22 protein-coding genes are annotated in these 21324 nt (G+C 65.0%); 12 read left to right on the top strand and 10 right to left on the bottom strand.

Translation table 11 applies throughout. The features are described from left to right. Positions 1-149 precede the first annotated feature (149 nt). On the bottom strand, positions 150-1982 hold the full coding sequence (locus NN5_RS18505) for an ABC transporter transmembrane domain-containing protein (RefSeq protein ID WP_067736776.1): 1833 nt from the start codon (positions 1980-1982) through the stop codon (positions 150-152). Positions 1983-2175: 193 nt separating this feature from the next. On the opposite strand from NN5_RS18505, the gene NN5_RS18510 reads away from it, so the two are divergent. The 5 genes from NN5_RS18510 (at position 2176) to NN5_RS18530 (ending at position 6469) form a co-directional block, all read left to right on the top strand. Then, the gene (locus NN5_RS18510) at positions 2176-3420 is read left to right on the top strand and encodes a polyhydroxyalkanoate depolymerase (RefSeq protein WP_067736779.1); all 1245 of its coding nucleotides are present in this window, start codon (positions 2176-2178) and stop codon (positions 3418-3420) included. 85 nt (positions 3421-3505) lie between these two features. After that, positions 3506-4153, top strand: a complete 648-nt coding sequence (locus tag NN5_RS18515; protein WP_067736781.1) for a murein L,D-transpeptidase catalytic domain-containing protein — start codon at positions 3506-3508, stop codon at positions 4151-4153. Positions 4154-4221: 68 nt separating this feature from the next. Beyond that, positions 4222-4824: a TetR/AcrR family transcriptional regulator gene (locus NN5_RS18520; protein WP_067736784.1), complete on the top strand. Its 603-nt coding sequence runs from the start codon at positions 4222-4224 to the stop codon at positions 4822-4824. 77 nt (positions 4825-4901) lie between these two features. Then, positions 4902-5891, top strand: coding sequence for an XdhC family protein (locus NN5_RS18525; protein WP_067736786.1), 990 nt, complete (start codon positions 4902-4904; stop codon positions 5889-5891). Continuing rightward, a complete protein-coding gene (locus NN5_RS18530; protein WP_067736789.1) occupies positions 5888-6469 on the top strand; it encodes a nucleotidyltransferase family protein in 582 nt (193 codons plus the stop codon). The genes NN5_RS18525 and NN5_RS18530 overlap by 4 nt, the downstream gene beginning before the upstream one ends. 4 nt (positions 6470-6473) lie before the next feature. Here the strand turns inward: NN5_RS18530 and NN5_RS18535 are convergent, their stop codons facing one another. Then, positions 6474-6992, bottom strand: coding sequence for a YqgE/AlgH family protein (locus NN5_RS18535; protein WP_373280348.1), 519 nt, complete (start codon positions 6990-6992; stop codon positions 6474-6476). A gap of 161 nt (positions 6993-7153) precedes the next feature. On the opposite strand from NN5_RS18535, the gene NN5_RS18540 reads away from it, so the two are divergent. The 4 genes from NN5_RS18540 (at position 7154) to NN5_RS18555 (ending at position 9607) form a co-directional block, all read left to right on the top strand. Continuing rightward, a complete protein-coding gene (locus NN5_RS18540) occupies positions 7154-7849 on the top strand; it encodes a fumarylacetoacetate hydrolase family protein (RefSeq protein ID WP_217998690.1) in 696 nt (231 codons plus the stop codon). A gap of 72 nt (positions 7850-7921) precedes the next feature. Then, positions 7922-8497, top strand: a complete 576-nt coding sequence (locus NN5_RS18545) for a (2Fe-2S)-binding protein (protein ID WP_067736797.1) — start codon at positions 7922-7924, stop codon at positions 8495-8497. A 10-nt stretch (positions 8498-8507) separates the two neighbouring features. Further along, entirely contained in the window at positions 8508-8852 is a 345-nt protein-coding gene (gene arsC, locus NN5_RS18550) for an arsenate reductase (glutaredoxin) (protein WP_067736799.1), read from the top strand. Positions 8853-8965: 113 nt separating this feature from the next. Continuing rightward, entirely contained in the window at positions 8966-9607 is a 642-nt protein-coding gene (locus NN5_RS18555; protein WP_067736802.1) for a class I SAM-dependent methyltransferase, read from the top strand. Positions 9608-9683: 76 nt separating this feature from the next. Here NN5_RS18555 and NN5_RS18560 read toward each other — a convergent pair whose 3' ends face one another. Next, positions 9684-10526, bottom strand: a complete 843-nt coding sequence (locus NN5_RS18560) for a glycerophosphoryl diester phosphodiesterase membrane domain-containing protein (RefSeq protein ID WP_067736803.1) — start codon at positions 10524-10526, stop codon at positions 9684-9686. 79 nt (positions 10527-10605) lie between these two features. Between NN5_RS18560 and lipB the strand changes: the two genes are divergently transcribed. Together lipB and NN5_RS26980 are read left to right on the top strand one after the other, a co-directional pair. Beyond that, entirely contained in the window at positions 10606-11304 is a 699-nt protein-coding gene (lipB, locus tag NN5_RS18565) for a lipoyl(octanoyl) transferase LipB (protein ID WP_067736806.1), read from the top strand. Further along, on the top strand, positions 11305-11640 hold the full coding sequence (locus tag NN5_RS26980) for a hypothetical protein (protein WP_245656608.1): 336 nt from the start codon (positions 11305-11307) through the stop codon (positions 11638-11640). Here the strand turns inward: NN5_RS26980 and NN5_RS18575 are convergent. Then, complete coding sequence (locus tag NN5_RS18575; RefSeq protein WP_067736808.1) at positions 11621-12571, bottom strand: HpcH/HpaI aldolase/citrate lyase family protein; 951 nt, start codon at positions 12569-12571, stop codon at positions 11621-11623. The two genes, NN5_RS26980 and NN5_RS18575, sit on opposite strands and share 20 nt — an antisense overlap. Before the next feature lie 79 nt (positions 12572-12650). Beyond that, on the bottom strand, positions 12651-13817 hold the full coding sequence (locus tag NN5_RS18580) for a GNAT family N-acetyltransferase (protein ID WP_067736835.1): 1167 nt from the start codon (positions 13815-13817) through the stop codon (positions 12651-12653). Between the two features lie 147 nt (positions 13818-13964). Between NN5_RS18580 and NN5_RS18585 the strand changes: the two genes are divergently transcribed. Then, complete coding sequence (locus tag NN5_RS18585; RefSeq protein WP_067736810.1) at positions 13965-15068, top strand: fatty acid desaturase family protein; 1104 nt, start codon at positions 13965-13967, stop codon at positions 15066-15068. Positions 15069-15139: 71 nt separating this feature from the next. Here NN5_RS18585 and lptG read toward each other — a convergent pair whose 3' ends face one another. The 5 genes from lptG to NN5_RS18610 all read right to left on the bottom strand — a co-directional run bounded on the left by lptG (position 15140) and on the right by NN5_RS18610 (position 21211). Beyond that, positions 15140-16237: an LPS export ABC transporter permease LptG gene (gene lptG / locus NN5_RS18590; RefSeq protein ID WP_067736812.1), complete on the bottom strand. Its 1098-nt coding sequence runs from the start codon at positions 16235-16237 to the stop codon at positions 15140-15142. Position 16238: 1 nt separating this feature from the next. Beyond that, positions 16239-17465, bottom strand: a complete 1227-nt coding sequence (lptF, locus tag NN5_RS18595; protein WP_067736814.1) for an LPS export ABC transporter permease LptF — start codon at positions 17463-17465, stop codon at positions 16239-16241. Positions 17466-17670: 205 nt separating this feature from the next. After that, entirely contained in the window at positions 17671-18057 is a 387-nt protein-coding gene (clpS, locus tag NN5_RS18600) for an ATP-dependent Clp protease adapter ClpS (RefSeq protein ID WP_067736817.1), read from the bottom strand. Between the two features lie 113 nt (positions 18058-18170). Further along, positions 18171-19064: a phasin family protein gene (locus tag NN5_RS18605; RefSeq protein WP_067736819.1), complete on the bottom strand. Its 894-nt coding sequence runs from the start codon at positions 19062-19064 to the stop codon at positions 18171-18173. Between the two features lie 284 nt (positions 19065-19348). Next, positions 19349-21211, bottom strand: a complete 1863-nt coding sequence (locus NN5_RS18610) for a PHA/PHB synthase family protein (RefSeq protein ID WP_067736822.1) — start codon at positions 21209-21211, stop codon at positions 19349-19351. Between the last annotated feature and the right edge of the window lie 113 nt (positions 21212-21324).

Here is a 21324-nt window from a genome sequence, read left to right on the forward strand (position 1 = left end):
TTCGCCTTCTCTCCTCGCGCTGAGCCATTTTGCCTCAAACCTCGACGGCGCCGTTTATGAGTTTACGGCCTAAGAAACCGGACCCGGACGGCCGGTCATAAATGCGCAACATAATTTCCGGATCGCGCAACGCCAGTCCGGAAATGTCGTTAGCCGAGCGATATCAGCTGTTCGTCGAACTGCAGCGAGGCCAGACGCGCGTAGAGGCCGCCTGCGGCAGCAAGGCTTTCATGGTTGCCCTGCTCGACGATCCGGCCGTTCTCCATGACGATGATGCGGTCCGCCTTGCGCACCGTGGCCAGACGATGCGCGATGACCAGGGTAGTGCGGTTTGCCATCAGCGTTTCCAGCGCCTGCTGGACAAGCTGCTCGCTTTCGGCGTCGAGCGCGCTGGTCGCTTCGTCGAGCAGCAGGATCGGTGCATCGCGCAGCAGCGCGCGGGCAATGGCGATGCGCTGGCGCTGGCCGCCGGAAAGACGCAGGCCATCCTCGCCCAGGAAAGTGTCGAGCCCCTGCGGCAAGTCCTGCAGGAACTTTTCGGCATTGGCCGCCCGCGCCGCTTCCCAGATCGCGGCATCATCCGCCGCCCAATTGCCATAGCGCAAGTTGTCACGCGCGCTGGCGGCGAACAGCACACCTTCCTGCGGCACCAGCGCCATGCGCTGGCGGATGGCGGCCGGATCGGCCGACGTCAGCGGCACCCCGTCCACCTTGATGACGCCGCTCTGGGGATCGTAGAAACGCTCGGCAAGCTGGAACAGGGTCGACTTGCCCGCGCCGGACGGCCCGACGATCGCGACGGTCTCACCCGGCTCCACGGTCAGGCTGAACTCGTGCAGCGCCGCCGAATCGGGGCGCGAGGGATAGCGGAAGGTCACGCGCTCGAACGCGATCTTGCCGCGGGCCGGCTCCGGCAGCACCAGCGGACGCGCGGGGGCCGAGATCAGCGGGCGTTCGTCCAGCAGTTCGGCCAGACGGCTGGCCGCACCCGCCCCGCGCACGAGATCGCCATAGACTTCGGACAGCGAGCTGAATGCGCCTGCCACCAGACCGCCGGTAATCACGAAAGCGGCGATCGTGCCGCCGGTGATCGTCCCTTCCGCAACGCCGACCGCGCCGCGCCACATCAGCAGGGTGATCGAGCCGAAGATCAGGAACATGATCACGGCGGTCATGATCGCGCGGATCGTGATGCGGCGCTTGCCCGTATCGAACGTGCGCTCGACCGCGCCGGTGAAGCGCTCGAACTCGCGGGCTTCCTGATTGAAGGCCTGCACCACGCGCAGGGCGCCCAGCACTTCGGACGTCATCGCCCCGATATCGGCCACCCGGTCCTGACTGCTGCGCGAAACCGCGCGCAGGCGCCGGCTGAACAGGATGATCGGAGGCAGCACGATCACGATCGTACCCAGCAGCCCCGCCGTCAGCAGAGGCGCCAGAACGATCAGGTAGATGGTCCCGCCCACTGCCATGATCGCATTGCGCAGGGCAATCGACACGCTGGAGCCCACGATCTGCTCGATGATCGCGGTATCGGCGGTCATGCGCGAGGAGATTTCCTTGGGGCTGTTGGTCTCGAAGAAGCTCGGTGACAGGGTCAGCAGGTGGCGCTGCACGCGCAGGCGAATGTCCGCGACGATCCGCTCGCCCAGCCACGACACCATGTAGAAACGAGTCGCCGTGCCCGCCGCCAGCACGCAGACGATGGCCAGCAGGATCAGGAACCACTTGCCGATGGCCGAAGGGTCCGCTCCTTGCGCAAAACCCTTGTCCACGATCTGGCGGAAACCCCAGGGAATCGCCAGCGTCGAACTCGCCGTGACGACCAGCGCACAAAGCGCGGCAAACGCGCGGCTCGGGTAATTGAACAATTGCCCCCAGACCATGCGCAGGGGGCCGAGACTCCGGCTGCGCGGCGCAGAAGCCTGAGCGGCGGGGGTTTCGCTTGGGGGCGGTGCGGCCGTGCCGGGGTTGGCGTCCATGTCGCGCGCCCTTACAGCTTCCACCCGCTCAGGGAAAGGCCCGTTACCCGAAGGACTTGCAGGTTTCCGGTCCTGCCGGCCGGCTCCACGGCCCGGACAATTCGGAACTGCTGCATTGCGCAAAAGCCCCCGAAAGCCCAAATAGGAAGGCAATAAGACTGCACGGCCAACGGGTCCCGTCAGGAGAAATATCTTGCTCTACAATGCATACGAACTGCAGCGCACCATGCTGAACGGTGCTGCTGCCTGGGCTTCCGTCGGTGCGGAAATACTGACGAATCCCTCCCTGCCAATGGGTTATTTCGGCCTGGGTTCGTCTCTGGCCTCGGCCCTGGACGTTTTCGCCCATGCCACGATGCCGCGCGGCAAGCCGGAATTCGACATCGAGCAGGTCGTGGTCGGCGGCAAGGCTCACGATGTGGTCGAATCGATCGTCATGCACCGGCCCTTCGGCAACCTGCTGCGTTTCGAACACGACGGCCTGCCCGCCAATGCCCCCAAGCTGCTGATCGTCGCACCCATGAGCGGCCACTTCGCCACCCTGCTGCGCGGAACCGTGGCGCGGATGCTCGAATCAAGCGTGGTCTACATCACCGACTGGGCCGATGCGAAAATGGTGCCGATGAACGCCGGGCAATTCGACCTCGACGACTACATCGACTATCTGATCGGGTTCCTCCAGCACATCGGGCCGGGCACGCACATGCTGGCGGTGTGCCAGCCCTCAGTCCCGGCTTTCGCGGCAGCGGCCGTCATGGGCAAGCACGAAGATCCGTGCCGTCCGGCCTCGCTGACCATGATGGGCGGCCCGATCGACACCCGCGAGGCGCCCACCAGCGTCAACGACGTCGCCATGAACCAGCCGCTTTCGTGGTTCGAACACAACGTGGTCGCCACTGTGCCGCTGACCTACCCGGGATCGGGCCGCAGGGTCTATCCGGGCTTCCTCCAGCTCACCGGGTTCATGGCGATGAACCTGGGCAACCACATGATGAGCCACTACGGCATGTACAAGCACCTCGTCGAAGGCGACGGGGAAAGCGCGGCCGCGACCAAAGCGTTCTACGACGAGTACCGCTCGGTCTGCGACCTCACCGCCGAATTCTACCTGCAGACGGTCGAGCACGTCTTCCAGCGCCACTCGCTTCCCAATGGCGAGTTTGTCCATCGCGGCGAAGTGATCGACCTGGGCGCCATCCGCGACACTGCGCTGCTGGCTGTCGAAGGGGAAAAGGACGATATCTCGGGCATCGGCCAGACCAAGGCCGCGCTGCATCTCGCCCACAATCTCCCCGAAGAAAGCAAGAAATACTACATGGCCAAGGGCGTGGGCCACTATGGCATCTTCAACGGCAGCAAGTGGCGCAAGCACATTGCCCCCGTGCTCGAAGACTGGATGCGCCAGCATCAGAGGAAAGCGCTGAAAATCGTGGCCTGAAGCGCGACGATGTGACGCTGGGCCGAGACTGTCACTGTTTCGTGACGGCTGGCCCGGCGGTGCCGGTTGTGATAATTATGCAGTCATGGATCGCTTGCTGCAACGAAGGACAGTCATCAAGGGCGGATTGGCGGCCGGTGCCGGTCTGGTCCTTGGCGGGCGGGCGCTGGCCGAAGATGCGGTAGCCGTCGCGGCGAGCGCGTCCCCGGCGACAGCATACGAACGCCGCATCCTCGATGTTGCGGCCAGCCAGATACAGCGGGTCGGCGCCAAAGTGTGGCGTGGCGATCTGGTGGGCGTGGCGGACTTTGCCCAGCCTTCCTGGAAACCGCGCCTGCACTTCGCCAATCTTGAGGCGGGAACGGTCCGGTCCTTCCTGCTCGCGCATGGGCGAGGCTCCGATCCCGCCCATAGCGGCTGGCTGCAGAGCTTCTCGAACCTCCCCGGATCGGAAGCGACTTCGCGCGGGGCCTTCCTCACCTGCGAGTGGTACAAGGGCAAATACGGCACCTCGATCCGGCTGGTCGGGCTCGACCCGGACAACTCGCTGGCGCTTGAGCGGGCGATCGTGATGCACCCGGCCTGGTATGTCGATCAGGCAATGATCGACAAGTGGGGCAAGCTCGGCCGCAGCGAAGGCTGTTTCGCCATGAGCAACGCAAACTTCAACGAAGCGCTATGGCACTTGTCCGGCGGGCGCCTGCTCTTTGCCGACCGTATTGGCGAAGCCTGATCGCACCGGCCTCGAAATCACTCTGAGCGGGAATCGACACTCATAAGACGGGATGTTACGGGGCACCCATGGAGCCCCCCCCGACATCCACAAAGCGCGCCATGCCGACGGACGCGCGGCAGATCCGTTCGCGCAAAGCCCTCAACGCCGCCCTGCTGGCCTTGCTCGACGAACGCGCGTTCGACCAGCTCACCATCCGCGAGATCTCTCAGCGTGCGGGAACCGGCTATGCCACTTTCTTCCGGCACTACCCGGACAAGGAAGCGCTGCTGAACGACATCGCCGCCGACGAAATCGTCAGTCTGCTCGCAATGACCGTGCCGGTGCTGCACGCAACCGCCAGCTATGAAGCGGCCATGGCCCTGTGCCACTATGTCTCGGAGCGTTCGCGCCTGTGGTCAGCCCTTCTGACAGGCGGCGCCGCGGCGATCGTGCGCGAGGAATTCATCCGCCAGGCCCGCGCCCTTGCAGAAGATTCCCGCGCCCTGCCGGACTGGCTTCCGTCCGATCTCGGGGTGGTCCACGGAACCGGCTCGACGTTCGACATCCTGGCCTGGTGGCTGGGACAGGAAAACGCCCTCAACACCGAAGATGTCGCCGCGATCCTGCACCGCCTCGTCATTGTGCCAGTGACCGGCAACGCGGTTGAAAAGCGCCCGCCCGTACAATAGCTGCGACACGCGATGGATCATTCTTCCCCCTGTCCGAAGTGTCCCGGGATGCCGCCGCGCCATGGGGAGGCGTTTGCGTGACCGGAACCCTCGGCAGCGGTGATTGGCCGACATTCGGCTGGGCGGACGATGTCCGCCCGGCTCTGGCCGAGGCTGTCGCCGCCGGCCGGCCGGCCGTGCTCGCGACGCTCTTTGAAGTCGAAGGCAGTGCGCCGCGCGGTCCCGGCGCGCAGATGCTGTTCACGCACGGTGCGGATGACACGATCGCCGCCAACGGATACTTCTCGGGCGACTGCATCGAAGGCGATGTCGCCAGCCATGCCGCGCAGGTTCTGGCCGACGGCAAGCCCCGCCGCCTGCACTACGGCACGGGCAGTCCCTGGATCGATATCCGCCTGCGCTGCGGTGGAGCCCTGTTCATCCTGCTGGAACGCATCGATCCCGGCAGCACCGCCGTTGCCGACCTGCTGCGCCATGCCCGCGAGCGGCACGTGTGCCTGTGGGACAGCGACGGCCTTGCCGCCCGGGTCATCGCGGGAACCGGCCCGCTGCTGGCGTTCGAGGACGATCCTGCCCGCATCGTGCGCCGCTACGATCCGCCGCGCCGCCTGATCGTTTCGGGCGGTGATCCGGGTGCTCTGGCCGCCGCGCAGCTCGGCGCGCTGGCCCGTTTCGAAACCATTCTGGTGCGCCCGCAGGGTCCGGAAACGCCGCCGCCCTTTCCCGTTTCGCGCTATCTGCGCAGCGCCACGGCCGAGGCCGTGGCCACCCTCGGCGTCGATCGCTGGACAGCCTATCTCGGCGCCACGCACGAGGACGAGCATGACCTCGGCGGCTGCCTCGCCGCGCTGCGCGGAGGGGCCGGCTATGTCGGCATGATCGGCGCGAAATCGCGCGCATCGGGCCGTCTGGCGGCCCTGGAAGCGCTGGGCGCCACGCCGGAAGAACTGGCGCGGCTGCACCTCTCGCCCGGCATCACCGGCCTCGGCAAGTCGCCCTGGGAAGTGGCGACCGGCATTCTCGCCGAGATCATGCAGGCGCTCAACCCGGCGAGCGAGCGGGCGTGACTTTCGCGGCCGTCGTGCTGGCGGCAGGCCACGCCACCCGCTTTGGCAGCGACAAGCTCAGCGCGCCGCTGGACGGCGAGCCCCTGCTGTTCCACGCGATCCGCGCTGCCCGCGCCGCGCCGGTTTCCCGCGTGATCGTGGTCGCCCGCCCCGGCCTTGATGTCGGAACATGGCCGGATGCCCCGCCGGTCGAAGTGCTGCGGCTCGACAGCCCTGCCCTTGCGGAATCGCTCAAGACCGGGATGGCGGCTGCCGGCGGTGCGGATGGCGCCTTCGTCTTCCTGGGCGACATGCCCGCCGTGCCGCACGGAGAGGCCGCCCGGCTCGCGCGGCTGCTGGGCACTGCCTATGCCGCCCTGCCGCGGCACAGCGGCCGTCCCGGCCACCCAGTCCTGCTTTCAGCGAGAGCCTTCGCCGATATCGCCACCTTGACCGGAGACGAAGGCGCAGGACGCCTGCTGCGCACGCGCGGCGACGTGGTGTTTGACGATTGCCCGGACCCCGCCATCCATTTCGACGTGGACCGGCCCGAAGACCTCGCGCGGCTGGCGGGCAGGAAGCGGCCCGGCGGCTCCTGACGGATCAGGCCCGGCCGGTCTCGGTGGAAAGCAGCGCCGGATCGATACCCTCGGCCCGCCATGTCGCGCTCCAGCGGGCATCGACGGGCGTGTCGAACAGGATCTCGGGGCGGCCGTCCGCCGCGTACCAGCCGTGGTGGCGCATCTCGCCTTCCAGCTGCCCGGCGCCCCAGCCTGCGTAGCCCAGCGCCATCAGCCAGCGGCTCGGGCCGCGTCCCTCGGCAATGGCACGCAGGATGTCCATCGAGGCGGACAGCGCGCAGACCGGCTGGACCATAATGGTATCGGCCCCGCCCCAATCGGTGGAATGGAGGATAAAGCCGCGCCCCGGCTCGACCGGGCCGCCGTGCAGCACCGGACAATCGGGCGCGCGCCCCGGATCGATCCCGAGTTCCTCCAGCACTTCGTGGAATCGCACGCCTTCACGCTCCTGCCCGATGCCGATGCCAAACGCACCGTGCTCGTCATGCATACAGATCACGTTGACCGAGCGTTCGAAGCGCGGGTCGAACATGCCGGGCATCGCCAGCAGGATTCTCCCGGAAAGATAGTGTTCTTCCGTCACGCTCGTGAATGTAGGCGCTTGGCGGGAAGGAGCAAGGGCCGTCGCGGCGGCGAGAGAGACCGCTTCCCCGGCGCGGCATGGCGGCCTATGCACGCCGCGCTAGCAAGGAGATACGCCGCGTGAACCTGCTGTTCGCACTGCCCGAAACACCGTCGGTCCCCGTCACCGGCGAGGATGCCCGCTTTCCCGTTCGCCGCATTTTCTGCGTGGGGCGCAATTACGAAGCCCATGCCCGCGAACTCGGCAATGCCGTCGACCGCGAAGCCCCGATCTGGTTCACCAAGGCCCCGGCCGCGCTCTGCCACAGCGGCGCCACGATCCCCTATCCGCCGGCCACGGCCAATTGCCACTACGAGATGGAACTCGTCGCCGCGATCGGCGCCCCGGCATTTCGGGTATCGCCCGAAGCCGCTCTGGACGTGGTGCTGGGCTATGCCTGCGGCCTCGACATGACCCGGCGCGACCTGCAGAACGCCGCCAAGGCCAAGGGCTATCCCTGGGACACGGGCAAGGACTTCGAGAACGGAGCCGTGATCGCCCCGATCACGCGCGCCGCGGCCTTCGGCCCGATCGGCACGCAGCGGATCACACTGTCGCAGAACGGCGCGATGAAGCAAGACGCCTCGCTGGCCGAGATGATCTGGCCGCTGCCCGAACTGATCGCCGATCTCTCGCAGATGTACCACCTCGCCCCCGGTGATCTCATCTATACCGGCACCCCCGCCGGCGTGGGCGCGGTTGCGCCCGGGGATGTGCTGGAAGGCATGGTGGAAGGACTGGAACCCGTGCGCCTCACCATCGGCCCGGCCGCGTAACGGGGAGGCAATGCCCCTTCCCGTCTCCAACGGCTCTGGCAGTCCGGCGCGCGAGGGCCTAAGGGAGGGCGAATGCCGCGCCTGACCGTCAACCAACGCCCGGTCGAATTCGACATGGACCCGCAGACTCCCCTGCTCTGGGCACTGCGCGATGCTGCCAATCTGACGGGCACCAAATATGGCTGCGGCGTGGGCGATTGCGGGGCCTGCATGGTCATGGTCGACGGCACCGCCCTGCGATCCTGCCTCATCACGCTGGCTGAGTGCGAGGGGCGCATTGTCGTCACCATCGAAGGCCTTTCGGACGACCGTTCGCACCCCGTTCAGCAGGCCATGGTTGCCGAACAGGCGATCCAGTGCGGCTATTGCACGCCCGGTATCGTCATCAGCGGCGCGGCCCTGCTCGCGCGCAATGCCCACCCCAGCGAGGCGGAGATCAAGCAGGCGATCCCGAACCTGTGCCGCTGCGGCGTCTATCCCCGCCTGGTCCGCGCGATCCAGCGCGCCGGTGCCGTCGCGCGCCGCGAAGAGACGATCAGCGCCGCGCCCGCTCCCGGCATCACCCGCGAGGATGCGGCCAAGGCCGTGCCCGCCATGGCACCGCCGCCGGCCGCGCCAGACCCCCAACAGACATCATCAGGACAATGAGGAAACAGCCATGAAAGCCACCATCTGGCACAATCCCAAGTGCGGCACGTCGCGCAAGACGCTGGCCATCCTGGAAGAAACGCCGGGCATGGAAGTCGAAGTGATCGAGTATCTCAAGACCCCGCCCAGCGCGGAAAAGCTCGCCCAGCTTTACAAGGACGCGGGCATCACCCCGCAGCAGGGCCTGCGCACGCGCGGCACCGATGCCGAGGAACGCGGGTTGCCCACCGCCGACGATGCCACCGTGCTGGCGGCCATGGCGGCCGAGCCGATCCTGATCGAACGCCCGCTGGTGGAAACCGGCAAAGGCGCGCGGCTGTGCCGTCCGTTGGAAAAGGTTCACGAAATTCTGTGACGCTCCGATAGTTTATCGGGACTAGCTGCCCCCACTGCCTTGCAATGGCTGAGCTAATCTGCCACCGCATGGCAATTCCGTGACACAATAACAGCGCGAGAGCATTCGCCAGCATGACCAGTTCCGAGCTTGCCCGCGAGGCATTCCCCCAGAAGATCAAACGGAAAATCAAACAGACCCTGGGGCCTTGGGGCGTCTTCTTCGAAGGCTTCCTGCGCAATCCGGTGATGGTCGGCTCGATCGTCCCGTCCTCGCGCTTCACGATCAATCGCATGCTGTCCCGGGTCGACTGGGACAATTGCAAGCTCTTCGTCGAATACGGCCCGGGCGTCGGCACCTTCTGCCGCCCGGTGCTCGACCGGATGCGGCGCGATGCGATGCTGATCGTGATCGACACCAACCCCCGCTTCATCGAATATCTGCGCCGCACGATTACCGACAGCCGCTTCGTCGCGGTCAACGGGTCGGCTGCCGACGTGGAAGAGATCGTGCGCGCCCATGGCCATGAAAAGGCAGATTACGTGCTGTCGGGCCTGCCCTTCTCTACCCTGCCCGAAGGTGTCGGCCCGGCGATCGCGGCGGCGACCTATCGCGTGATCCGCAAGGGCGGCGCGTTCCTGGTCTATCAGTTCACGCCGCGCGCGCGCACTTTCATGGCCAAGCACTTCAAGCGGATCGACAACGCGATCGAACCGATCAACGTGCCGCCCTGCTTCATGTACTGGGGCTGGAAGGACGAAGACGACGCTGCCTGAGCAGCACCGCCCTCTTTCCTCTCATACCAAATCTCTGAAAGGCCCGATGAGACAAGCTCATCGGGCCTTAATCTCATTATTCGAACGTCTGCGAGATCGTCCCAGCCGAAGGCCCGGCGAGCTGGCGGTGCGTGTAGGCCAGCACCGCCGTCAGGATGACGCTCGCCACGGCGCTGATCGCGCCGGAGATCACGCCGCCCAGCAGCGTCAGGGCCTGTCCCTCGCCCAGCAGAAGGGCGGCCGGGCCGACCACCATTACTGTCACCATGAAGGCGATCACGAGGTAGGCGATCGTCAGCAGCAGGAAGAAGCCGAAAAGACGCAGGCTGTTGTGCCGCGTCAGCTGCCAGGATCGCACCATCGCCGCCACTGGATTGCCGACCCCGTCATTGATCACCACCGGCACGACCAGCGAGAGTTTGACCGAAACGTAGACCATCAGCACGATCAGGGCGAGAGCCACGAATACCGACGCCGCGCCGGTTCCGGCAACGACGCCGATCAGCCCGCCCAGCACGGCACCGAAGGCCATCAAGGCCACCGTCAGGCCGACCATCGTCAGCACGCCGACACCGATCAGCGAGGGCAGCGCCCGGAACGCAACCGTGATCGCCTCCCCCACGGTCAGCCGGCCGCGATCGCTCAGCAGCGCCATGACCGTCAGGTATCCCACGCCCTGCACCAGCGCACCGCCGATGCCGAAACCGAGGAACAGCCCGAGATGATCCGCAAAGATCGCTTCGAACGCTTCGGGCTTGCCCACCGACTGCAGCATCTGGGTCTGCACGTCGGTAAGGAATACCGTCGAAAGCAGCGCGGGCAGCAGGAAGAACACGCCCGCGACGGCCAGCAGCACGTGCCGGTTGGCACTTACTGCCGCTATCGCATCGAGCCAGGCCCTGTTGCTGTCGAATTTCATCACATACTCCCGGGCGCCAGTGGGGCGCACTGTCTAAAGGCACTTGATAACCGCAGGGAATGACGCCACGCAACGCGCCATGACGATTCCCGCCACAGATACCGGTGAATTGACGCTGCCCGGCGATATCGAGCTGCGCATATCGGCCGCACCGGTCCCCTACCGCGAAGCCCTGGAAGAGATGACCGCGCGCAATGCCGCCATCGCCGCGGGAGAAGCGCGCGAGCTGATCTGGCTGCTCGAACATCCGCCCGTCTATACGGCCGGCACCAGTGCTGACTCGACCGAACTGCTCGATCCGCGTTTCGAAGTGGTCGAAGCCGGGCGGGGCGGACGCTACACCTACCACGGCCCCGGCCAGCGCGTGTGCTACGTGCTGCTCGATCTCAGGAAACGCGCCCGCGACGCGCGCGGCTTCGTTCATGCACTCGAAGGCTGGGTGATCGATACGCTGCGCGATTTCGGAGTCGAGAGTTTCCGCTCCGAAGGGCGGATCGGCATCTGGACCACGGACATCGACGGCCGCGAAGCCAAGATCGGCGCCATCGGCGTGCGCATCCGCAAATGGGTGACGATGCACGGGTTCGCCGTGAACATCCGCCCGGACCTGTCGCACTTTGCCGGGATCGTTCCTTGCGGTATCGAGGAATTCGGCGTGACCAGCCTGGCCCGCCTTGGCCATGACGTCGGGTTTCCCGCCTGGGACGACGCTCTCATGGCCCGGGCCGGCAGCTTTCTTGCCGCCCTTGAAAGCCCCTGCCCCCGGGAGACCGCCTGAATGACCTCTTCGACCGTCCTTGCCCGCGCAGCGCTTGCCCTGGCTCTGGCCGCAGCGCTTCCCCTTGGCGGCTGCAAGAAGGACAAGGAACCCGCCGGAGCAACCGCCGCTGGCGAAATCCTGCCCCGCTCGGTCACGGATGACATGCTGCCTTACGACACGGTGCGATCGCAGGCTCCGCTGGCCAATCCCGATGCCGGCAAGGGCGGGCACGGTGCCGGCGAACCCGGCGCTGCCCCTTCCGACAGCGCCGATGCGAACGAAGGTGCTGCGGCAGGCGAAGCGCCCGACGCTGCCGGCGCGCAGGCCGGACCGGTTACGCCGGCCGCAGAATAGACCTGAGCCCCGCGTCGTTGCCGTGGATTTCGGTTTCGGCGAGATGGATCACCCGTTGCGCTCTGGCGAGGTCCGCACGTTCGATCGTCCGGCCGTGCAACGGCAGTGAGACCGCGTGAGGATTCGTTTCGAAAGCGGCCACGATCTCCTGCGCCTTCTCGATTTCCGCGGCACCGGGTGTGAAGGCCGCATTGATGACTTCCACCTGCTGCGGATGAACCGCGAACATGCCGGTAAAGCCATCGGCCCTGGCTCTCTGTGCCGCCCCCTTGATGCCCGCGCCGTCCCCTGGATCCGCAAACGGCGCCTCGATCGAGATCACATGCGCGGCATGGGCGGTCAGAAGCGTCTGGGCCCGGACGAAACGGCTGGCATCACTGCGGCCGTCCTGCCCTTCGCAGGGGCCTATGATGCCAGGATCGGCGGCGCCAAGCGATGCAGCCAGTCCCGTCTCGCTCCATGTCAGGCCGCAAAGGCGCTGGTGCGCGGCGTCGAAATACGCCGCGATCCGCATGGCCGCGAGCGGCGTCTCTCCCACCACCGGCATGATCCGCGTCGAACTGGCGGGAAGAGCGAAATGCTGCTCAAGCTCGTAGATCTCGCTGGCCAGATGCTGCACGGCTTCCGGCCCTGCGGCACGGGGCAGGATGATGCCATCGGGAGCGCCCGCCATGACGCCAGCCAGATCATCGCGCGAATAGCCTGAATCGAGGGCATTGATGCGCACCCAGCGGCTCATGCCCCTGTTACCGAACAAGTTGGTGCGGTGCGCCGCCAGCCATGCCTTCCCCAGTTCGCGGGCACGGGCCTTGCTCTCGTGCGGCACCGTATCGGCAAGATCAACAACGACAACGTCCGCACCGGTCCCGAACGCCGCACCGAGGCGCTCCTCGCTGACGCCGGGTACGATGAGCCATGACCGGAATTTCATCGCCTGCCTGCCTTTTCAGGAAATCCGGCAGGAAGGCTAGCAGCGATCCGTTAAGAATTTCCGCAGGACGCCGCGGACCTTACAGAGCCTTCTCGTAGATCGCGTATTCGCGGTTGACCTTGCTCAGGATGGTATCGGCGATCGCCACCATGCCCTGATTGTCCTCAAGGACCCAGCCGATCTCACCGCGTTTCGCCGCGAACTTTGCCGTGGCGGCGCGCCGGATGTACTCGATCATCATGAAAGCGAGCTGGCTGGCCATGCGCGAAGACTGCAGCTTCTTGCGCACCCCCATCAGCGGCACCCGCATGTCCGCCGGCCTGGGCTTGCGCAGCCAGAGCAGCAGCTTGATCAGGCCCAGCAGCGAAGGTTTGCCGTTGCGGCCGTTCACCCGCATCTGGATGCCGTTGAGATCGGGCAGAGTCATCATGAAGGCCACCGGCTCGCCTTCGTATTCGGCGATACGGATCAGGCTGGGGTGCACCAGCGGCTTCAGGACCTTGCCGATGTGTTCGATCTCTTCGTCGGTAAAAGGCACGAAGCCCCAGTTGTCGGACCAGGCATCGTTCAGGATGTCGCAGATGATCCCCGCATCGCGGTCGAAATGCTTGAGCTCGACTTCCCGCACGCGAATCTTGGCGTTCTTCTCGCCCGATGCAACGATACGCTGGACCAGCGGCGGGAATTGCTTCGTGACGTCGAGATCGTAAGTGTAGAGCGTCTTGACCCGGCCATAGCCGGCCCCCTCGATCCAGGCCTGATAGGCGGCATTGTGATGGGCCATCATGACCATCGGCGGGTGATCGTGGCCGCTCACCTGCAGGCCGGGCTCTTCCCATACCGACAGGTTCATCGGCGCCAGGACGCGAGTCATGCCTTCCTTGCGCAGCCATTCCTCGGCGGTCGCGATCAGGGCGCGCGCGGTAGCCTCGTCCTCGGCTTCGATCGCGCCCCAGTTGCCGGTGCCGGGGCCCATGCCCTGTTCGACCGGCTGGGTCAGCGCCAGTTCATCGATATGCGCCGATATGCGCCCGACGATCCGGCCGCCGCGCCGGGCCAGGAAAAGCTGGCAGCGCGCGTGATCGAAAAACGGGTTCTTGCCGGGGGTGAACTTGGCGATCTCCTCGGAGCGCAAATTTGCCACCCAGTTTTGATCTGCCGCATTGAGCCGGTAAGCGCAGTCCACGAAGGCAGCGCGGTCGGCCTTGCTGGAGACGGGCGTAATGACGAGTTCGGGATTGGCCACGATGCTGCCTTTGTTCCAGCCTATAGGATGTGCGGATAGGCGAAGTGCGGCGGCACGGGTCCCCTTGTCAAGCGGCGCCGGCCCCGCCATGTCCTCCAACCCTGCACCGGGTGCGATTTTGCCCGGAATGTTTTGGAATTTGTACACATGATTGCCCAGGACCTGATCGATCAGCCCCGGACCTCCTCCCAGCCGGAGCCCTCGGAACGGACAGCCTCGACATGGCATTCGCAGATCCCCGACGACAAGGAGATGCTGCGCGCCGCGGTCGAACTCACGCGCGACATTTCCACGGCACGCGCGGCCATCTACTGGCCAGACATGCTGGGATCGGCAGCGCTGGGCTATGCCGCGCTGGCAGGGGCCATTCTGCTGGACAACCCGCTCGCCGCACTGGCCTGCGGCATCCTTGCATCACTTGCGCTGTACCGCGCGCTGCTGTTCATCCACGAACTGACCCACATCCACAAGGATGCCCTGCCGGGCTTCCGTTTCGGATGGAACCTGCTGGTCGGCATCCCGCTGCTGATCCCCTCGTTCATGTACGAGGGCGTGCACACGCAGCACCACGCCCGCACGCGCTACGGCACGATCGAGGATCCGGAATACATGCCCCTGGCGCTGATGAAGCCCTGGAGCCTGCCGGTCTTCGCGCTCACCGCGATCCTGCTGCCGCCGGCCCTGCTGGTCCGTTCGGCGATCCTCGTGCCGCTTGGCGTCCTTTTTCCGCCGCTACGCAAGCTGGTGTGGGAACGCACCTCGTCGCTGTCGATCAACCCGCAGTACCGCCGCCGCAAGCCCGAAGGGGCCTTTGCCCGCATGGTGTTCTGGCAGGAACTGGGCTGTTCGGTCTGGGCCATATCCCTCTTGGCGGCCAGCTATCTCTACGGCTGGCGCCCGCTGATCATCGCCCTGTGCGTGGTATCCTTCACCGCCTTCCTCAATCAGGTCCGCACTCTGGTCGCGCACTTGTGGGAGAACGACGGCGAGGCGATGACCGTGACGGCGCAGTATCTCGATTCGGTCAACGTGCCGCCGCCCGCCCTGCTGTCGCCGCTGTGGGCGCCGGTGGGCCTGCGCTTCCACGCGCTGCACCACCTGCTGCCCTCGATGCCCTATCACTCGCTCGGCGAATGCCACCGGCGCATTTCGGCCCACCTCGGCGCGAACTCGACTTATGAGCAGGCGAACTACAAAGGGCTGATGCCGCTGCTGGCCCGGCTGACACGCAGCACGATGCAGGCGAAATAAAGCAGAAAGACAGGCAAGGCGGCGGGAAAAGGAAATTCCCGCCCTCGTGCCCTCCCCTCGTGCCCTCGCCTCTATTCCTCGGTCCGGATCAGCACGGTTTCGCCGATCAGGGCGAACAGGATGAAGGGCGCCCAGGCCGCCACGAAAGGCGGGTATCCCCCGAAATTGCCCATGGCCAGCGCCGCATTGTCGAACACGAAATAGGCAAAGCCCAGCGCCATGCCGATCGCTGCGCGGATCAGGAGCTGGCCCGAACGCGCAAGACCGAAGGCCGCCACTGCGCCCAGCAGCGGCATCAGCGTGGACGACAACGGGCCCGAGATCTTGTGCCACCAGGCCGCATCGAGCGCGCTGGTCCGCCGGCCGGCATTGCGCATCGCCTCAATCGATCCGGCAAGCGTGAAGATGTCCTCGGAATCGGCGTCGACCTTGGCCAGCGTGATCTTGGCCGGCGTCAGTCCCTTGGCCACCGTTGCCGAGGCCAACTGCGTGGTCTGTGTGCTGGCCACTTCGAAGCGGACCGGCTTTTCCAGTGTCCAGCCCGGATTGGCATATGTCGCGCGCGGACTGCGCAACTCTTCGACGATCATGTCGTTCGCGTCGCGCCGGTAGAACGTCACCCCGGTCAGGACCATGCCATTGCCGGCCCCCGTCTGCATCTTTGCCAGGAGAAGATCGCTGCCGTCCGACAGATAGAGATTGCTGCGTATGCCCGACGCTTTCGGGACCGGGCCATAGTGAACCGCCTGCCAGGCATCGAGCGCCCCGCTGGCGCGCGTCACGACCCTTTCGTTGAAGGCGAAAGTCAGGCCCGAAATCACCAGCGCCGTCAGCATCAGCGGTGCCAGCACCTGGTGCGCGGAAAGCCCCGCAGCCTTCATCGAGATGACTTCGCTGTTCTGGTTGAGCGTCACCAGCGTGATGATTGTGGCGAGCAGCACGGAATAGGGCAGGAAGCGCGCCACCAGCTGCGGCGCGCGCAGCGAGACATAGTAGAGTAGCTGCATCTGCCCGTTGCCCTGATAGGCCAGGATGTCACCGCTCTCGCCCAGCAGGTCGAGCACCTGCAGCACCATGACCAGCATCACCAGGACCGCGAGAATGCGGGTGACGAACAGACGCGCGAGATAGAGCGTCAGCGAGCGCGAAGGGAAGAATTCAAGCTGCATATCAGGATTGATCCGCCGGTGTGGGCAGCAGGGGGCCACGGCGCTTGCGGCGCAGGAGCGACTTGAACGACTTGGCCGTGGCCTGCGCCAGCTTTTCCAGCCAGCCGATCGCCTGCCCGCCGGGCACATAGGCCACGCGCCAGTACATCCACAGGATCAGCACGGCAAAGACCACGAATGGCCCCCACAGGCCCAGCAGCGGATTGATCTTGCCCAACGAGGCAACGTCGTTCGCGTACTGGTTGACCTTGTGATAGGCCACGATCATCACGATCGAAACGAACAGTCCCAGTGCAGAGGTCGAACGCTTGGGCGGAATCGCCAGCGCGACGGCCATCAGCGGCAGCAGCAGCATCATCACCACTTCGACCATCCGGTAGCTGAAATTGGCCTGGCTGGAGACGCGCCCATCCTCGGGCTGGGTATCGCTCCAGCCCAGTTTCATCAGTTCGGGCAGCAGGTATTCGCGGGCCGCGCCGCCCCGCTGGCGGAACTTCTCGATCTGCGGCAGTTCGATCGGCAGGTCGTGACGCGTAAACGTGAGCACGCGCGATTCCTGTCCGGGCTCGTCCTGGATGATCTGCCCCTGCTCAAGCCGCAGGATGATCGTGTCCGGCGATCCCTTGAGCGCCAGAAACCGGCCTTCGCGCGCGGAGATCGACAGGACCTGCCCCTTGTCATTGGCGACGCGGGCAAAAATGCCCATCAGCCGCCTGCCGTCGTCCTGGCTTTCGTCGATCTTGAGCGCGATGCGGTCCTTGAGCGAGGTGAACTCGCCGACCTTGATCGACGCGCCCAAAGCACCGGACTTGAGCTCGTAATTGAGCTGCTCGTAGGCATAGCGCGCCAAAGGCTGGAGGTAGCCGACATTGGCGAAGTTGATGGCGACCATGACCAGCGTGATCATGTAGGGCACGCGCAACATGCGGGTGTAGCTGAGCCCCACCGCGCGCATGACATCGAGCTCGCTGCTGGTGGCAAGCTTGCGGAACGCGAACAGGATACCCAGCATCAGCCCCAGCGGAATCGCCAGGCTGGCATATTCGGGCAGCATGTTGCCCAGCATCTTGAACACCACGCCGATCGGACCGCCCTCGGTTGCGACGAAATCGAACAGCCGCAGCATCTTGTCGAGGACGAGCAGCGAGGCTGCGAGCAGGAAGATCGCGAGCATCGGCATCAGCACGAGGCGGAAGATGTACCGGTCGATGGGGCTAATGAATTTCACGTGGCTCGCGATACTCAAGGTCAGACACGAAGTGCCTTAACCGCAACCCGGCAAAGGGGAAAGAGGGCCGGGGAATACGGCCGCCCCGAATGCGGCTTCGATGCAACAGGACAAGCCCGCCGCGCCACCGCGCGGCTGGGGCAAGACGATCTTGGGAAATTCAAAGCCGGAGATGGCGCGCCGGACACACGACCGGCCCCCCAGATCAGGCCTTTTCGAGCGTGCACTGCAGCGGGTGCTGGTTCTGCCGGGCGAAATCCATCACCTGATTCACCTTGGTTTCGGCGATTTCATAGGGGAAGATGCCGCAGACGCCGACGCCCTTCTGGTGGACGTGCAGCATGACGCGCGTCGCCTGTTCCATGTCCATATTGAAGAAGCGCTTGAGGACCAGCACCACGAATTCCATCGGGGTGTAATCATCATTGAGCATCAGGACTTTGAACTGGCTGGGTTTTTTGGGCTTGGCACGGGTCTTGGTGGCAATGCCGACCTGCTCGTCGCCACCCGTGTTGCGATCCGAATCATGATCGTCCCCGGCATGCACGGGCCAAAGACGTGAGGGTTCGGAATCGGCGATAGAGGGAATCATGCTGGGCAGAATATCGTACCGGGGCACCTTTCTTCAAGATGCCCCGGCCGAGAATGTCGCTTTTCAGCCCTTCCTTCCGGACGAAACGCGCCCGAAAGGAGGGTTCGCGCCGCTTACACCGCGACCGAACGAGCCTTTTCCATCGCCATGCTGACGCGGCCGGAAAGCGGCGCCATGACGTCGCTGGCGAGCTTGAGGAAAGTTTCGCTGTTCTTCGAACCGTAAGCGACAGCGCTGTCGAAGTTCTTGCGCATCATTTCGCTCTGGATCTTGAAGAAGTCGGTCGGCGACTTGGCGGCGGCGAGTTCCTTGATGTCGCCGGTCATGGTCTCGAACGCGCTGCGGCCTTCCGAAACGAGTTCCGAACCGATGCTCTGCATGCCTTCAGCGAGAATCTTGCCCGATTCCACCACGGCCTCGACGTTGCCCTTGGTGAAGTCGCTCACTTCGCCAAGAACCTTGGTGCTCTTTTCGAAGGCTTCCTTCGCCTTCGCCTGAGCTTCGGTCACTGCATCCTGAAAACCGGAAAAATTGGGGCTCATGTCCATCGTCGTATCCTTGAGCATGAAGTTGGTGAAAAGTCCTGCGAACGCGGGTTCTGAAGCGGTCTCCGCCGCTTTGGGAGTGGCTACCTTCGGAGCTACCGCGGCCGGAGCCGGCTTTTCCCTGTCCTTGGCAACCTTGGCAGCCGGTTCGGCCGCAGCCTTCACCGGAACAACTTTATCGGCCGGCTTGGCCGCCGCGACCGGTGCCTTGGCAACCGGTTTCGGCTTCGGGGCCGGCTTGGGCTTGGCCGCAGCCTTGGCCCGCACCGGTTTCGGCGCGGCGGCAGGCTTCGGCTCAGTGGACTTGGCCGCGACCTTCGCGCTTGCGGCCTTGGCCTTGCGAACCGGGGCCTTCCGCACCGGAACCTTCGCCACGGCAGGTTTTACCGGCACCGCTTCAGCGGCCGCCTGGTAGGCCTTGTCAGTTGCAGCAATGTCTTTCGGGTCTTCGTTTGCGGCCATTTAACTTGTCCAGCGATCGAATACTTTTAAACATCGGCCGGAATTGCTTCCGGCTGCGAAGGCAACCCCCATCCGAGTCGGCGTCGTCGTTGCTGCAATGCAAAATAGGTTTTTGCACAAGCGAAGTCAACATGAAATTGCTGCAATGCACAATTCATGTTGCAGTGCAGCATATCTGACTGAAAACCGCCGCTTTCATTGCATCCAGGCGCATCGGTCCGCCGCAAGAACCGCGCAAGGAACTGCGACAGCCCGCTCTCGCTTCAGCGTTCTTTCGACTCGCTTCAACGCGTCGAGACGTAACGCCCCGGCGCATCCTCGATAGCCTTGTCGCCCCGGCCGCCGGGCTTACGCTTGCCCCGCGCCGGAACTTGCGCGGGATCGAGCCCGCCGAGCCATTCGCGCCAATGCGGCCACCAGCTACCTGCATGTTCCTCGGCGCCGGCAATGAAATCCTGCAATGTCTCGGGCGTGCCGGCATTGGTCCAGTACCCGTACTTGCCCGAGGACGGCGGATTGACCACGCCGGCGATATGACCTGACCCCGCCAGCAGGAAAGTCCAGGGGCCGGACAGGTAGCGCGTCAGCTTCCACACGCTCGCCGGCGGCGCGATGTGATCCTCGCGCCCGGCCTGGACATAGACCGGCGTGGCGATCCGGTGCAGGTCGATCGGCACGCCGCAAGCCGACAGCGAATCCGCCACCACAAGACGATTGTCGCGATAGAGATCGCGCAGATAGTCGCGGTGCCAGCGCGCCGGCAGGTTGGTCACGTCGCCGTTCCAGTGCAGCAGATCGAAGGCAGGATAGTCCTCGCCCTTGAGATAATTCTTCTCGACGTAATTCCAGACGAGATCGTTGCCGCGCAGGAGGTTGAACGTCGCGGCCAGATAGCGGCCATCGAGATAGCCTTCCGGGGACAGAGTGCCGAGCGTTTCAATCTGCTGGTCGTCGATGAAATTCTTGAGGTCCCCGGCTTCCTCGAAATCCACTTGCGCGGTGAAGAAAGTGGCGCTGGCGACTTTGTCCGCCTCTCCCTTGCGCGCGAGGACCGCCAGCGTGGCCGCCAGCGTCGTGCCTGCCACGCAATAGCCGATCGTATGCACGGACGGCACGCCAAGCCGGTCCCGCACATGATCGATCGCCTCGATCTGCGCCTGGATGTAATCGTCCCAGACCATGCCCGCCATCGACGGGTCGGCGGACTTCCAGGAGACCATGAACACCGTGACGCCCTGCTCCACCGCCCAGCGCACGAAGCTCTTCTTCGCGTTGAGATCGAGGATGTAGAAGCGGTTGATCCATGGCGGGAAGATCACCAGCGGCGTCTTCAGCACCTTGTCGGTCGTGGGCGTGTACTGGATCAGTTGGAAAAGCGGCGTCTCGTAAACCACCTTGCCAGGCGTCACGGCAATGTTCTCGCCCAGCACGAAAGCCCCCGGCTGGGTATGCGTGAGCTGCCCCTTGCGCAGGTCGTTCAGCATGTTCTCGAACCCGCGCAGCAGGCTTTCGCCATTGGTTTCGGTTGCGCGATCGAGAGCGACCGGATTGGTCAGCGGAAAATTCGCCGGGCTCAGCGCATCGACCATCGCGCGGGCCGCGAAGACGAGCTGCGCCTTGCGGGCCGGTTCGACATCCTCGACCGCTTCGGCAAGCCTCATCACCTTCTCGCCGAGAAGGAGATAGAGCTGGTGCAGCAGCGCGAAGAACGGCTGGCGCTGCCACTTCGGATCGGCAAACCGGCGGTCGCGGCGCGGCAGCTCCGGCTCGTCCGCCGGCCCGGCTGCCCCGCCCGGACCGAACCCGAACTGCCCGGACACCGTGTTGACGAGCGCAATCACCTCATCCCAGATGTCCTGCTGCACTTGCGGCGTGGCCAGCGGCAATTGCCGGAACACGGCTTCGGCCGTGGCGATCCATTTCACCGGGTCGGCATAATGCGGCGGGCTGTCCGTGACCTTGCCGATCTGTTCGACCTGATAGTCGGTCCACAGCGACTGCATCCGGGCCGCGATCTTTGCCCACTGCACGGCGGCATCCGGATCCGGCTTGCCGCTGGCTGGCATGAGCGCTCCGAAAAGCGTTGCCATGTTTTCAGTCTGGGTTCGCACGACGTCGTTCATCAGGTCACTGGCGTCATTCGCCATGGGCAATCGAGCTCCTCGGTGTGCACTCAGGTGTACCGGCAGGTGTACGGGGCCTGTCCAGCCCGGTTTGGCTTCCCACGCGCCCCGTGTCGAGTCCCAACAAGGCCCTTCAG

Origin of the sequence: Novosphingobium naphthalenivorans NBRC 102051, from assembly GCF_001590985.1 — a bacterium.
Taxonomy (GTDB): domain Bacteria; phylum Pseudomonadota; class Alphaproteobacteria; order Sphingomonadales; family Sphingomonadaceae; genus Novosphingobium; species Novosphingobium naphthalenivorans.